Below are 13,136 nucleotides of genomic sequence, written 5' to 3'. Positions count from 1 at the left end.
TCCCAACAAACTTATGCGACACTCATAAGAAAAACTAGGCACTACGTGGAGGATAGGCGATGGGAGAAGCGCAGGGCCGCCCGCTGACCATCAGCGAGCTCGCCGACCGCACCGGGGTGGCGGCTCCCACCCTGCGCAGCTGGGAGGCCCGCTACGGCTTCCCCACACCCCGCCGGATGACAGGCGGTCATCGTCGCTACGACGAGGCCGACGTGGCCGCGGTGCAGGAGGTGCTGCGTCACCGGGACTCCGGGCTCGCGCTGGAGGCGGCCGTGCGACGGGTACGCGAGGTGGCGACCGAGCCGCGCTCGGTGTACGCCGAGCTCCGCCGCGCGCACCCTGCGCTGGTGCCGCAGGCGCTCGCCAAGGAGAGCCTGGTCGCGCTCAGCCGCGCGATCGAGGACGAGTGCTGCGCCCGCGCCGCCCGCCCGGTGCTCTTCGGGAGCTTCCAGCAGCTGCGGTTCCTGCGCGCCTCGCGGCGCCGGTGGGACGAGCTGGCGCGTACTGCCGCCGCTGCCGTCGTCTTCGCCGACCTCCCGGCGCCTGCGCAGGCTCATCCTGGCCGTCCCATCGAGGTGGCGGTGCCCCCGCAGGCGCCGCTCAGCCGCGAGTGGGCGCTGGTCTGCGACGCCCGAGACCTCCCCGCCTGCCTGGTGGCTGTCGAGCGGCCGGGCCAGCCCTCCGAGCCGGACGGGCGACGGCGGTTCGACGCGGTGTGGACGGTGGACCCTGCCGTGGTGCGTACCGCCAGCCGGGTCGCGGCGAGCCTGGCCGACGCCTACCGCCCGGGCTGGCGCCCCCAGGGCCTCGAGATCCTCGACGAGCAGCCGGCGGCCGCCTCACCCGACCTCGCCCGGGCCGCCGATCTCCTCAACCGGATGGTGGGCTATCTCGACGCCCTGCGCTGAGCGAGGGCATCGGCCATCTCGTCGATGAGGGTGCGCTGGAAGTCGACCACCCGAGCGGTCGGTTGCTGGGCCACGAAGGTCTCCTCGAACGGGTCCACCACCTCGGTGCGGATCCCCGAGAGCGCCTCGAGGATCGCAAGCCCGCAGAACGGCACCGCCGACTCGGCGTACCCGCCCTCGTGGACCGCCACCAGACGCCCGTCGCAGAGCTCGTCGGCCACGTCCACCATGAGCTCGGTCATCTCGCGGAAGGTGCCCGCGTGGGCCATCTGCCGGGCCAGCGGGTCCACGACGTTGGCGTCGAGTCCGCTGGCGATGACGATCAGCTCGGGCCGGTAGTCCCGCAGTGCCGGCAGCACGATCCGGCGCAGAGCGTGGAGGTAGGCCTCATGGCCGGATCCCGGCGGCATCGGGATGTTGATGTTGTGCCCGGCGCCGGCACCGGCCCCGTGCTCGTCGAAGGACCCGCTGTCGACCGGGAAGCAGTTCTCCTGGTGGAGCGAGATGGTCAGCACATCGTCGCGCTCGTAGTAGATCGCCTGGGTCCCGTTGCCGTGGTGGACGTCCCAGTCGACCACGGCGACCCGACCCAGGCCGCGCTCCGCCTTGGCCGCCTCGATCGCGATGGCGATGTTGGCGAGCAGGCAGAAGCCCATGCCTCGGTCGGGCAGGCAGTGGTGACCCGGGGGCCTCGACAGCGCGTACGCGTTGCGGAAGCGGCCGTCGAGCACGTCGAGGACGGCGCGCTTGGCCAGACCCGCCGAGAGGGCGGCGATCTCGAAGCCGCCGTGGGAGAAGACGGCCTCCTCGCCGATCTCGCCGCCGGAGCCTGCGCTGAGCTCCTGGAACCGCGCGAGGTACTCGGGCGGGTGCACGCGCAGCAGGTCCTCCTCGCTCACCGGCGCCGCCGACGTGACGACGAGCTGCTCGGCGAGACCCGACACGTCGACCAGCGCCTTGAACCGGCGCTTCGACTCCGGTGACTCCGCATGGCCCCCGGCCGCGAGCGGCTGCAGCCACCCCCCGACCGGCAGGAACAGCACGGCCTCTCCCGTGCTGTGCCACAGGCACCGCTCGTCGTGGAAGAACGCGGTCTGGGTCATTGCTCTCGCCTCACCTTGGTCGATTCGAAAGAGATGGCATCTATTCAGCAGATGTCATCCGTGCGTAACATCCGAGTGATCTATTGAGCCGGCCGACAGAATCTGATGGACCCATGGCGGATCTGAGAGACATCTCCCTCAACCAGCTCGTCTACTTCGCGCGCTGCGCCGAGCTGTCGAGCATGACCGAGGCCGCCGCCTCCCTCCACATCGCCCAGTCGGCGGTCTCCACCTCGATCGCGAACCTCGAGCGGCGGCTCGGTGCGCCCCTGTTCGTCCGCCGTCGGGCCAAGGGATTGGTGCTGACCGCAGCCGGGGAGATCTTCCTCGTCCGCGCTCGGCGGGTCCTGGCGGACGTCGCCGACGCCATCGCCGCCGTCGACACCCGTAGCCTGACCGGGCGGCTGCGGGTCGGTGTGTTCCCGACCCTCGCACCCTTCTACGCCCCCGAGATCGCCCAGCGGCTCGCGCAGGCCCACCCCGGTCTCGACCTGGAGTTCGTCGAGGTCAGCGCCGGCGATCTCGAGCAGGCCCTCGGGGACCACGCCATCGAGGTGGCGCTCACCTACGACCTCGGCATGAGCGTCGCCATCCACCGCGAGCACCTGCGTCAGGCGTCCATCTACGTCGCCGTCGGGCCCGAGCACCGGCTCGCCGACCGGAGCCGGGTCGACGTCCGCGAGCTGGCCGAGGAGCCGATGGTGCTCCTCGACCTGCCGCACAGTCGCGACTACTTCACCCAGACCTTCACCCGGCTCGAGATCGCGCCGGTGATCCGGCATCGCTTCACCAACTTCGAGGCGGTGCGGGCCATGGTCGCCCGTGGCCACGGCTTCACGCTGCTGAACCAGCGTCCGGTCCACGACCTCACCTACGACGGCGGTCGGCTGGTCGTGATCGAGCTCGATCACGACCAGGCCGGCAGCCTCGACATCGTCCTGGCGAGTCCTGCGCCGATCGCCGCTCTGAGCCGCCGCGCCACCGCCTTCGTCGAGCAGTGCCGGGCCGTCGTCGGGGAACGTCAGCGCTCCGATGTCATGGCGTCGGCGGGGGCCTGCGAGGAGTCGCCGCGAAGTGAGCGCCAGGCGTAGCCGAGGACGGCGATGCCGATCACGACGACCAGGGTGCCGATCGTGAACGTCTCGAAGGTCAGCCGCGAGACGCTCCAGGTGTCCTCGAAGTCGTAGTCGACCCCGAGGAGGTGCTCCAGCACGCCCGGGAAGACGGCGACGAACGATCCGAAGGCGACCCAGACGAAGGCGAGGCCGACGCTGAGGTACAGGCCCGCTCGGGCGCCCGGGATCCGGAACGGTCGCACCACGTCGGGATGCGTACGGCGCAGCCGCCAGACCGCCGGCAGGATGATCAGGTAGCTCAGCAGCAGGGTCGTGATGGCGATCGTGAGGACGACGGCGAAGATCGCGCCGGTGGTGCCGGAGATCAGCCGGGTGGCGAGGACGCAGAAGACGCTGGCGATCACGCCCGACAGCAGGTTGACCCGGACCGGCGTCTCCAGCTTCGGGTGGAACGTGCCGAAGTACCTCGGGAAGGAGCCGTCGGCCCCCGCCATCGCCTGGACCCGGTCCGAGCCGATCATCCACGCCGCGCCCTGGTGCAGCAGCGTGAAGATGAACAGCACGGCGATGATGTCGAGCATCGTGTGCTGCGCCCCGCCGTACACGGAGAAGACCGTCTGGATCGCCGACATGAAGCCGCCCGCGCCGGTGACGCTGTCGACCGGGACCACCATGATCAGGGCGACGACCGGGACGAGGTAGGCCAGCGTCGAGATGGAGCCGGAGACGGCCACCGAGACCGGGACGTCCTTCTGCGGGTCGCGCATCTCCTCGGCGGCCCCGTTCTCCGCCTCGTACCCGGAGAAGGCGAACAGCATCAGCGGCGTGACTGCGAGGAAGCTGGCCAGGGTGGGCTTGTAGTCACCCGCCGCGGCGCCGTGCAGACCGTGCGTGGCGGCGTAGATGACCACGCTGAGCAGGAAGAACCCGACCAGACCGAGCTTGATCACGGTGCCGACGTTGAGGAAGTACTTGCCCAACCGGATGCTGACGACCGCGGCCAGGATGCCGAGCCAGATGAAGATCAGCTTGAACGCGTAGTCGCCGAACGAGCCCGCCCCCATCGGATGGATGTAGGTCTCCCAGGTCGTCGCGGCCAGGAAGGCGAGCGAGCCGCCGAGCCACACCGGGTTGGTGACCCACCACAGCATCGTCGCGATCGCCGCGGCGAACCGGCCGAAGGCGAACTTCACCCAGAAGTACGGCCCGCCCTCCTGCGGGAAGGCGCTGCCCAGCTCGGCGGTGATGAACGCGTACGGCACCAGGAAGGTGACGGCGACGACCACACCCCAGATCAGGGACTGGCCGCCCCCGCCCGCCGCGATCGCACCGATCGTGTCGATGGACAGCGTGGCGGCGATCGTGAAGAAGATCAGGTCGAGACGGCCCAGACTCTTGGTCAGGCCGATGTTCGCGTCGGTGGTCTGCTTGCTCATCGGGCGCCTGCCGTCGGGGTGAGGGGGAGGTCCGCGAGCTGGGTGACCTCGCGGCGGAACGGGACTTCGTCGTTGGAGGGCAGGGCCGCCTCGAACTCCTCGGCGGCGCGACGACCCGACCAGACCGCTGCAGCGATCGTGCCGGGCGCCCAAGCATCGCCGACGCCGCGCACGGAGGCCACCTCACCCGCGAGCCGGCGGCTCTCGAGCTCGAGGTAGAGCTCGTCGCGCGGGAGCCGAGCGGTCACCATCACCACCGCATCGCACTCCAGCTCGCGCGGCGTCCTCGTGTAGACGTCCGCGATGGTGACGCCGCCCCGGGCGACCGAGGCCAGGTAGTGGTCGGGGACCCGGTGGATGCCCTTCTCGATCAGCCGGCGCTGGATCTTGGTCACCTCGAAGGTGTTCACCGTCCACTGCGAGACCTGAGCGGCCGGCGTCACGATCGACACCTCGTAGCCCGTGCCGCGGAGCAGCTCCGCGACCGCCCCACCCATGTAGTAGTGGTCGTCGTCGTACACGACCACCCGCCTGCCCTCGGGCAGCCGCCCGGCGAACAGATCGGTCGGGCTGAGCACCTCGGCTCCCTCGGCGATCGGCAGGGCATGGGTGTGCCACCGTCCGACACCGTCGCGGCGCCAGTCCGCACCGGTGGCCACGATGACGTGCTCGAACTCGAACTCGACGACGTCCGCGGCGGCCACCGGGCTCTCCCGGAAGATCTCGACGTGCGGCAGCTCCTTCAGAGCCGCCTCCCGGTAGTCGCGGACCCGCCCCCACGCGCCGAGCCCGGGCAGCCGCGACTCGGCGCTGACCCGGCCGCCGAGCTCGCGGGAGGCCTCCATCACGGCGACGTCGTACCCGCGCACCCCGAGCGCGCGAGCGGCCTCGAGTCCGGCCGGGCCGGCGCCGACGATCAGGATCCGCTGGTCGGTCTCCTTGCGGCGGATGAACTCCGGGTGCCATCCGCGCCGCCACTCCTCGCCCATGCTCGGGTTCTGGGTGCAGCGGATCGGGGACATGGTCTGGTCGCCGGTGACGCAGATGTTGCAGCCGATGCACTCCCGGATCAGGTTGAGGCGCCCGTCGCGGATCTTGTTCGGCAGGAACGGGTCGGCGATCGAGGGACGGGCTGCGCCGATGAGGTCGAGGATGCCCGCCTTGACCTGGCGCACCATCGCGTCCGGTGAGGTGAAGCGGCCCACGCCGACGACCGGTTTCGAGGTGAGCTTCTTGAGCCCGACGACGAACTCCTCCTGGCGACCCTCCGGCGCGAAGCGAGAGGTCATCGAGTCGCCCTCCCAGCTGCCCATCGCGAAGTCCCACAGGTCGGGAAGCTCCCCGAGCGCACGCAGGACCCCTTCGATGTCGGCGCGGGTGATGCCGCCCTCGACCTCCTCCTCCACGGTGATCCGGCATGCCACGGCAGCCCGCCCGGCCACCTCCTCGACGGTGTCCTCGAGGAGCTCCTTGAGCAGGCGCATGCGGTTCTCCAGCGAGCCGCCGTACTCGTCGGTGCGGGTGTTGTAGCGCTGGGACAGGAAGTGGTGCGGAGCGCCGTAGCCGTGGGCGCCGTAGACGTAGATGACGTCGTACCCGATCTCCAGCGCGCGACGGACGGCGTTGCGGTGCCACCGGCGAAGGTCCGCGATGTCCTGCCTGCTCATCGCGCGGGCCTGGACCGGAGCGATGGTGTCAGGCGCGACCGGCAGGTGCGAGGGGCCGAGCGGGACCTCGCGGCTGAGCTGGTTGGGAGCGTTCATGCCGTTGTGGGCCAGCTCGATGCCGGCCAGGCCGCCTCCCTCGTGGATCGCGTCGCAGATCCGCTGGAGCGCGGGGATGTCCTGGTCGTCCCAGATGCGCAGCTCGATGAACGGGGCGATGTCCGAGGTGGCGTGGATCTCGACCTGCTCGGTGCAGACCACCGCCCAGCCGCCCTCGGCCTTGATCTTGCGCATCGAGGCCTGGGCGCTGGGGTCGCGATAGCCCATGCCGTTGCAGTGCGGAACCTGGTAGAAGCGGTTCTTCGCGGTGACGGGACCGATCGTCACGGGCTCGAACAGGATGTCGTAGTCGCTCATAGCTGGATCCAGGTGGTCTTGAGACTGGTGAACTTGTCGAGGGCGTGCAGGGACAGATCGCGCCCGTAGCCGGACTGCTTGACTCCCCCGAAGGGAACGGTGACGTCGAGCGCGTCGACGGTGTTGACCGAGACCGTGCCGGCGTCGAGGCGACCGGCGACCCGGTGAGCACGTCGCAGGTCGTCGGTCCACACCGAGGCGGCCAGGCCGTACGGACTCGCGTTGGCGAGCCGGACCGCCTCCTCCTCGGTGTCGAACGCGGCGACCGCGAGGACGGGCCCGAAGATCTCCTCGCGCCACACCGCGGCGCTCTGCGGGACGTCGACGAAGACCGTGGGCTCCTGGTAGGAGCCGCCGGTCTCGGTGTGCAGCCGCGCGCCACCGAAGGCCAGGGTCGCCTCCCGCCGGCCGCTCTCGACGTAGCCCTGGACGCGGTCGAGCTGCTTGGCACTGACCAGCGGCCCCATCGTGGAGGCCGCGGCGAGCGGATCGCCGACGACCTTGGCCGCCACCCGGTCGAGGAGCAAGGCGACGAGCTCGTCGTGCCGGCTGCGGTGCACCAAGAGGCGCGCATTGGCCGAGCAGACCTGGCCGGAGCAGGCCAGGAACCCGAAGACCGCGAGGTCCGCTGCGGCGTCGAGGTCCTCGACGTCGTCGAAGACGACGTTGGCGCTCTTGCCACCGCACTCGAGCCAGACCTGCTTCATGTTCGACCGGCCGGCGTAGGTCTGGAAGAGCTTGCCCACCTCGGTCGACCCCGTGAACGCCACCGCGTCGATGTCCGGGTGCAGGCCGATCGCCTGCCCCGCCTCCACCCCGAGCCCGGGCACGACGTTCAGTACGCCGTCCGGCAGTCCGGCCTCGACCGCCAGCTCGGCCAGGCGCAGCGCCGAGAGCGGCGACTCCTCGGCCGGCTTGAGGACGACGCTGTTGCCGGCGGCCAGCGCCGGTGCGAGCTTCCAGACCGCCATCTCCAGCGGGTAGTTCCAGGGGATCACCGCGCCCACGACGCCGAGCGGCTCACGGGTGACGGTGGCCAGCGCCGACGGACCGACAGGGGCCACCTCGCCGTAGAGCTTGTCGATCGCCTCGGCGTACCACTGGACGATCGCGGCGCTGCCCGGGACGTCGACGGTGCTGGTCTCAGCGACGAGCTTGCCCCCGTCGAGCGCATCGGTCAGTGCGAGCTCCGCGCCGTTGCGCTCGATCAGCTCGGCGAGGCGGAGCAGGACGCGCTTGCGCTCGGCCGGCGCCGATCGCGACCAGCGGCCGTCCTCGAAGGCGCGGCGGGCCGAGTCGGCGGCGGCGTCGACGTCCGCCGCAGCGCCGCGGGCGACCTCGGCCAGCACCCGGCCGTCGCGCGGGCTCACGGTCGCGAAGGTCTCACCCGAGACGGCGTCGCGCCAGTCGCCGTCGACGAAGATGCGGCGACGCGGGGTGAACGCCTCGGCGAGCGCGGCCCAGTCGGGACCGGAGTCGGGAGAGGTCACGATTCCTCCGTGGCGAAGTCGTAGGCGGTCTGGGCGAGCAGCACCGCGCCGTCGAGCACCGCACGGTCGGCGGCGTCGGTGACGGCGGCGTCGGCGAAGGCCGCCTGATGGTTGACGGCCTCGGTGTCGATGCCGATGTAGGGATGGATCGCGCGGACGACCTGCGAGACGTTGCCCATGTCGGTGGAGGCGGTGTTCATGCCCGCCCGGCCCCTGTCGAAACGGCGGCCCAGCGCGGTGGCGTTGGCGTCGAACATCTCGACCATGGCCTCGTCGTTGCGGAACTCCGCGTAGCGCGGGCTGGTCTCGTGGAACGCCAGCTCGCACCCGGTGGCGAGCGCGCCGGCCCGGAAGCAGTCGAGGACCCGCTCGACCAGCGGTTCCAGCTCGGCCAGGCTCTCGGCCCGGACGTACCAGTGGCCGACGGAGTGCTCCGGGATGGCGTTCGCCGCGGTGCCGGCCTCGATGACGATGCCGTGCACCCTCGTGCCCGCAGGCAGCTGCTGGCGCAGCAGGCCGATGGCGACCTGGGCGAGGGTGAAGGCGTCGGCGGCGTTGCGGCCCAGCTCGGGGTAGGCGGCCGCATGGGCGCCGTACCCGCTGTACTCGACCTCCAGGTGCGCGACGGCGAACGGCCGCGCGTAGAGGAAGTCGCGGGGCCCGGGATGCACCATCAGCGCGGCGTCCACGCTGTCGAAGACACCGGCGTCGAGCAGCGCGATCTTGCCACCGCCGCCCTCCTCGGCCGGGGTCCCGATGACCGAGACGGTCAACTCCGGTACGACGGCGGCGAGGGCCGCTGCCGCGCCGCAGGCGGCGGAGGCGATGATGTTGTGCCCGCAGGCGTGACCGAGTCCCGGCAGCGCGTCGTACTCGGCCACGAACGCCACCCTCGGGCCGGAGTCGGAGCCGGAGCCGGTACGGGTCGCGACGAACGCCGTCGACAGGCCGGCCTGACCCGTCTCCACGGTGAAGCCCTCGGTGGCCAGCCACTCCGTCAGGGTCTGCGCCGACGCGTGTTCCTGCCAGGCCACCTCGGCGAGGGCATGGATCGCGTGGCTGAGCCCGACCAGGCTGCCGGACCGCCTGCGGACCTCATCGGCCACGAGCTGCTTCGGGTCGCCCATGGCTCACTCGTCCCCGGGAACGCCGTACGACGGCGCCACCGTGGGGTCGAGGCCGCGGACGCGGTAGTCGGACTTCTGCGGGAGCCACAGCGCGAGCAGCCTGGCGAGCTCCTGGAGCGGTGCGTCGTGGTCGTCCACGCGCAGATCGGTGACCCGCCAGGCGACGTCCTCGACCACCGAGAGACCGGCCGACCGGACCGGACCGGCCTCGCCGCCGGCGGCCAGTCCACCGAGCAGGCCGTCGAGCAGCCGGCCCTCGAAGCAGGCCGCGGGGCTGGCGGCGTAGGCGGCGACGACGGCCGTGGGGATGCGATCGTCGGCCAGGAGGTTGCCGGCCGCGACGCACTCCTCGCCGACCGCGACGGCGTGCACGCCCAGCGTCGCGGCGCCCTCGTAGGCGGCGACCGCTCCGCGGCCGTCGACGACGGCGAGCTGGCGGTACTCGGGGAACCGCTCGCCGACGACGAGCCGGTCGAGCACCTCCTGCGCGGAGGTCCCGTCCGCCAGCAGCTCCAGCCCGCGCATGCCTAGCGCCGGGTTGGTGACGTTCTGCGAGGCCACCGCCCCGACGCCCGCGGCGAGGTGGGCGCAGCGGGCGGCCACCGCAGGACTCGACGAGGTGACGGCGATGCCGAACGCGCCGGTCTCGGGGTCGCGGGCGGTCAGCGAGAAGGTCATCGGGACTCCGCCGGCAACACGGCGGTGGCGTCGATCTCGACCAGCCATTCCGGCCGTGCGAGCGCCGAGACGACCAGGCCGGTGGAGACCGGGAAGACGCCCGTGAGCCACCTGCCCATCACCCGGTAGACGGCCTCGCGGTACCGGACGTCGACGAGGTAGACGACCACCTTCACGATGTCCTCGAGCGAGCCACCGGCCTCCTCGACGAGCATCTTGATGTTCGCCATCGCCTTCTCGGTCTGCGCCTCGACGTCGCCGATGCCGACGCTCTCGCGGGTGTCGAGGTCCTGGCCGATCTGGCCGCGGATGTAGACGACACCGTTGGCGACGACGGCCTGGCACAGGTCGTTGTCGAGGTTCTGCTCCGGGTAGGTGTCCTTGGTGTTGAACGGCCGGATGCGGGTGTGGTGGGTCACGAGGGCTCGGGTCTCCTTATTCGGCGTGGCTGTAGGCGGCGGCGTAGCCGCGCTGGATCACGATCTGGTCGGCGATGTACTTGGCGTCGTGCCACACACCCCAGATGAAGCTGGAGCCGCGGCGCGAGAGCCAGGGCAGTCCGAGGAAGTAGACACCCGGCTCGGCACCCACGCCTCGCTGGTGCCTCGGCCGGCCGGCCCCGTCGAAGGCGTCGACCTTGAGCCAGGAGAAGTCCTGGCCGTAGCCGGTGGCCCAGACGATGGACCCGATCCCGGCCTCCGCCAGGTCGAGCCGGGCGAGGGGGTCAGTCACGCAGGCGGGGTCGGGCCCCAGGACGTGCGCCTCCGGCTCGGCCGGAAGGTCGAGGCCGTTGCGCTCGACGTACGCGTCGGCCTCGGCGAGCAGGGCGAGGAGGTTGGCGTCGCCGGCGTGGATGTTGCGGGCGAGATCGTCCTCGAACTCGACCACGCCGGACCGGCAGGCACGGGTGCGGCCGACCAGGGTGATCCCGGCCGCGGCCAGGTCGCGGAAGTCGACGGTGCGGCCGCCGTCGGCGCCGCTGACGGCGATGGTGACGTGCTCGGCACCCAGGGGCGGCGTGGTCGCGTCCCACTTGCCCAGCACGCCGAGCCACCACACGAAGTCCCGTCCGCGGTATCGCCGCGGCGGCCGGTCGTGCGGCCCGACCGACAAGAAGACGTCCCGTCCCGAGGCGCGGAGCTCGGCGGCGATCTGGACCCCGGACGAGCCGGCACCGACCACCAGCACGCCTCCGGCCGGCAGCTGGCCGGGATTGCGGTACGCCGCCGAGTGGATCTGCTCGACGCCGGTGCCGGCCGGGACCACCGGCGGGATCACCGGCGTGTGGAACGCACCCGTCGCCGAGACGACGTAACGGGCGTTCAGGGTGCCCGTCGCGGTCTCCACCCGGAAGCCGGGAGCGCCCTCGTTCTTGGTCACCGACGTCACCTCGACGCCGGTTCGCACCGGTGCTCCGATCGTGGCCGCGTAGGTCTCGAAGTAGCTCGCGACCTCGTCCTTGGCCGGGAACCCGTCGGGGTCGGAGTCGAAGGAGAGGCTCGGGAACCGGTCGTGCCAGGCGGGGCCGTTGGCCACCAGCGAGTCCCAGCGTCCCGTCCGCCACTTCTCGGCGATGCGGGCCCGCTCGAGGACGACGTGCGGGATGCCTGCGTTGCCCAGGTGCTCGCTCATCGCGATCCCGGCCTGTCCGGCGCCGATCACGACGACCTCGACGTCTTCACTCGTCACGCTTCTGCTCGCCTTCCTTCAGGGGTAGCGCCACTGCTTCGGATCAGGTCCACGGCCCGCTCGGCGACGAGCATCACCGTGACGACGGGGTTGGTGGAGACCAGTTGCGGGAAGACCGACGCGTCGACGACGCGCAGCCCCTCCACGCCCCGGACGGTCAGGTCGGGGGAGAGCACCGCCATCGGGTCGTCGTCCGCGCCGATCCTGCAGGTGCCGGAGACGTGGTAGACGGTCTGGTGGGTCGCCCGCAGGATCTCGCCGAGCTCGGCATCCGTCTGCCGCTCGGATCCCGGGAAGACCTCGCGCACGAGATGGCGGGCCAGCGGCTCGGTCGCGGCGATCCGGCGTGCGAGCCGGATGCCTTCGACGAGGATCCGCTCGTCATGGCCCTCGGGGTCGGTGAAGTAGCGGTAGTCGATCGACGGTGCCGCCTCCGGGTCGGCGCTGGTGATCCAGACCCGGCCCCGGCTCGCCGGTACGGCGACGTTCGGTGCGATCGCGACGATCCGCTCGGGCAGCTCGACCCCGTAGGAGACGGCGTGGTCGGCGACCGCCTCGACCGGGAAGTGCATGAGGATGTCGGGCCGGTTGCGCGGCTCGTCCACCACCACCAGGGCCCCGGCGTCCCAGCCGGTCGCGCTGACCGAGACCGGCGGCACGTCCCTCGCCTCCCAGACGATGAGACCCTCGGCGTGATCCATCAGGTTCTCGCCTACACCCGGCAGGTCGACCACGACGGGGACACCCGCCTCCTCGAGGACGGCCTTCGGCCCGATGCCCGAGAGCTGGAGCAGCCGCGGCGAGTCGATCGCGCCGCAGCACAGGATCGTCTCCCGCACGGCCTCGACCACGAGTCCCTCGGACGTCTCGACCCCTGCGACCCGGGTGCCGTCGAGGACCAGCCGGGTCACCCGCCGGCCGAGCAGGACCGTGAGGTTGGGCCGCTCGGCACGCAGCGCCGTCGGCAGGTAGTGCTGCGAGGTCGAGGAGCGCAGGTTGGTCTCGGGCGTGTACCCGATCTCGAAGAACCCTGTCCCGACGGCCTCCTCATCCAGGGAGCCGTCGTTCCAGCGCTCCTTGACCGGCAGGTCGAGCGCTGTGGAAGCGGCCTCGACCATCTCCGCGACGAAGGGGTTGCGGTCCGCCGGGGCGACCGGGACGATCGGCGTCAGCAGCCGCTCGTAGTAGGGCTGCACGATCTCGGCGCCCCAACCCGCGGCGCCGCGGGCGACCCAGTCGTCCAGGTCGGCGGCGAGCGTCCGCCACGAGATCATCGTGTTCGCCGTCGAGCACCCGCCCAGGATCCGCATCCGCGCCTGGCGGATGTTCGAGTTGCCGCGCTCCTGCGGCACGCTGCGGTAGTCGAGGTCGTACTCGCCCTCGAGCATCTCCGCCCAGCGCCGGATGGAGTGCGCGCGCGGCTCGTCCGCGTCGTCGGGCCCCCACTCGACCAGCGCCACCGAGACGGCCGGGTCCTCGGACAGGCGACCGGCGAGCAGGGATCCCGCCGTACCGCCTCCCACGACGACGTAGTCATAGGTCGTCATC

Annotated in this window: 11 protein-coding genes; 2 read left to right on the top strand and 9 right to left on the bottom strand. The window is 71.4% G+C overall.

Annotated features, from left to right (window positions below; genetic code table 11):
• The first annotated feature begins 59 nt into the window (after positions 1-59).
• Positions 60-908, top strand: a complete 849-nt coding sequence (locus tag P5P86_RS01970; RefSeq protein ID WP_280609588.1) for a DICT sensory domain-containing protein — start codon at positions 60-62, stop codon at positions 906-908.
• Here the strand turns inward: P5P86_RS01970 and P5P86_RS01965 are convergent.
• The gene (locus P5P86_RS01965; RefSeq protein WP_280609587.1) at positions 887-2,011 is read right to left on the bottom strand and encodes a histone deacetylase-like amidohydrolase; all 1,125 of its coding nucleotides are present in this window, start codon (positions 2,009-2,011) and stop codon (positions 887-889) included. The two genes, P5P86_RS01970 and P5P86_RS01965, sit on opposite strands and share 22 nt — an antisense overlap.
• 113 nt (positions 2,012-2,124) lie before the next feature.
• On the opposite strand from P5P86_RS01965, the gene P5P86_RS01960 reads away from it, so the two are divergent.
• Positions 2,125-3,102 carry a LysR family transcriptional regulator gene (locus P5P86_RS01960; RefSeq protein WP_280609586.1) on the top strand — a complete coding sequence of 326 codons (978 nt, stop codon included), beginning with the start codon at positions 2,125-2,127 and terminating at the stop codon, positions 3,100-3,102.
• Here the strand turns inward: P5P86_RS01960 and P5P86_RS01955 are convergent.
• The 8 genes from P5P86_RS01955 to P5P86_RS01920 are packed head-to-tail and all read right to left on the bottom strand — an operon-like array spanning position 3,033 to position 13,135.
• On the bottom strand, positions 3,033-4,523 hold the full coding sequence (locus P5P86_RS01955; RefSeq protein WP_280609585.1) for an APC family permease: 1,491 nt from the start codon (positions 4,521-4,523) through the stop codon (positions 3,033-3,035). The genes P5P86_RS01960 and P5P86_RS01955 overlap by 70 nt on opposite strands.
• The gene (locus P5P86_RS01950; protein ID WP_280609584.1) at positions 4,520-6,604 is read right to left on the bottom strand and encodes an oxidoreductase; all 2,085 of its coding nucleotides are present in this window, start codon (positions 6,602-6,604) and stop codon (positions 4,520-4,522) included. The genes P5P86_RS01955 and P5P86_RS01950 overlap by 4 nt, the downstream gene beginning before the upstream one ends.
• Positions 6,601-8,094 carry an aldehyde dehydrogenase gene (locus P5P86_RS01945; protein ID WP_280609583.1) on the bottom strand — a complete coding sequence of 498 codons (1,494 nt, stop codon included), beginning with the start codon at positions 8,092-8,094 and terminating at the stop codon, positions 6,601-6,603. The genes P5P86_RS01950 and P5P86_RS01945 overlap by 4 nt, the downstream gene beginning before the upstream one ends.
• The gene (locus tag P5P86_RS01940; protein ID WP_280609582.1) at positions 8,091-9,221 is read right to left on the bottom strand and encodes a M20 family metallopeptidase; all 1,131 of its coding nucleotides are present in this window, start codon (positions 9,219-9,221) and stop codon (positions 8,091-8,093) included. Before P5P86_RS01940 ends, P5P86_RS01945 begins: the two co-directional genes overlap by 4 nt.
• A gap of 3 nt (positions 9,222-9,224) precedes the next feature.
• Positions 9,225-9,899 (bottom strand): DUF1028 domain-containing protein, encoded by a 675-nt coding sequence (locus P5P86_RS01935; RefSeq protein ID WP_280609581.1) that lies wholly within the window; start codon positions 9,897-9,899, stop codon positions 9,225-9,227.
• The gene (locus P5P86_RS01930; protein ID WP_280609580.1) at positions 9,896-10,318 is read right to left on the bottom strand and encodes a RidA family protein; all 423 of its coding nucleotides are present in this window, start codon (positions 10,316-10,318) and stop codon (positions 9,896-9,898) included. Before P5P86_RS01930 ends, P5P86_RS01935 begins: the two co-directional genes overlap by 4 nt.
• Before the next feature lie 16 nt (positions 10,319-10,334).
• Positions 10,335-11,588 (bottom strand): flavin-containing monooxygenase, encoded by a 1,254-nt coding sequence (locus P5P86_RS01925; RefSeq protein ID WP_280609579.1) that lies wholly within the window; start codon positions 11,586-11,588, stop codon positions 10,335-10,337.
• Complete coding sequence (locus tag P5P86_RS01920; protein WP_280609578.1) at positions 11,585-13,135, bottom strand: GMC family oxidoreductase; 1,551 nt, start codon at positions 13,133-13,135, stop codon at positions 11,585-11,587. Before P5P86_RS01920 ends, P5P86_RS01925 begins: the two co-directional genes overlap by 4 nt.
• Between the last annotated feature and the right edge of the window lies 1 nt (position 13,136).

Source organism: Nocardioides sp. BP30 (assembly GCF_029873215.1).
In the GTDB taxonomy this organism is placed as follows: Bacteria; Actinomycetota; Actinomycetes; order Propionibacteriales; family Nocardioidaceae; genus Nocardioides.
Note: the sequence above shows the minus strand (reverse complement) of the source record. Positions and strands in the feature narration are given on the sequence as shown.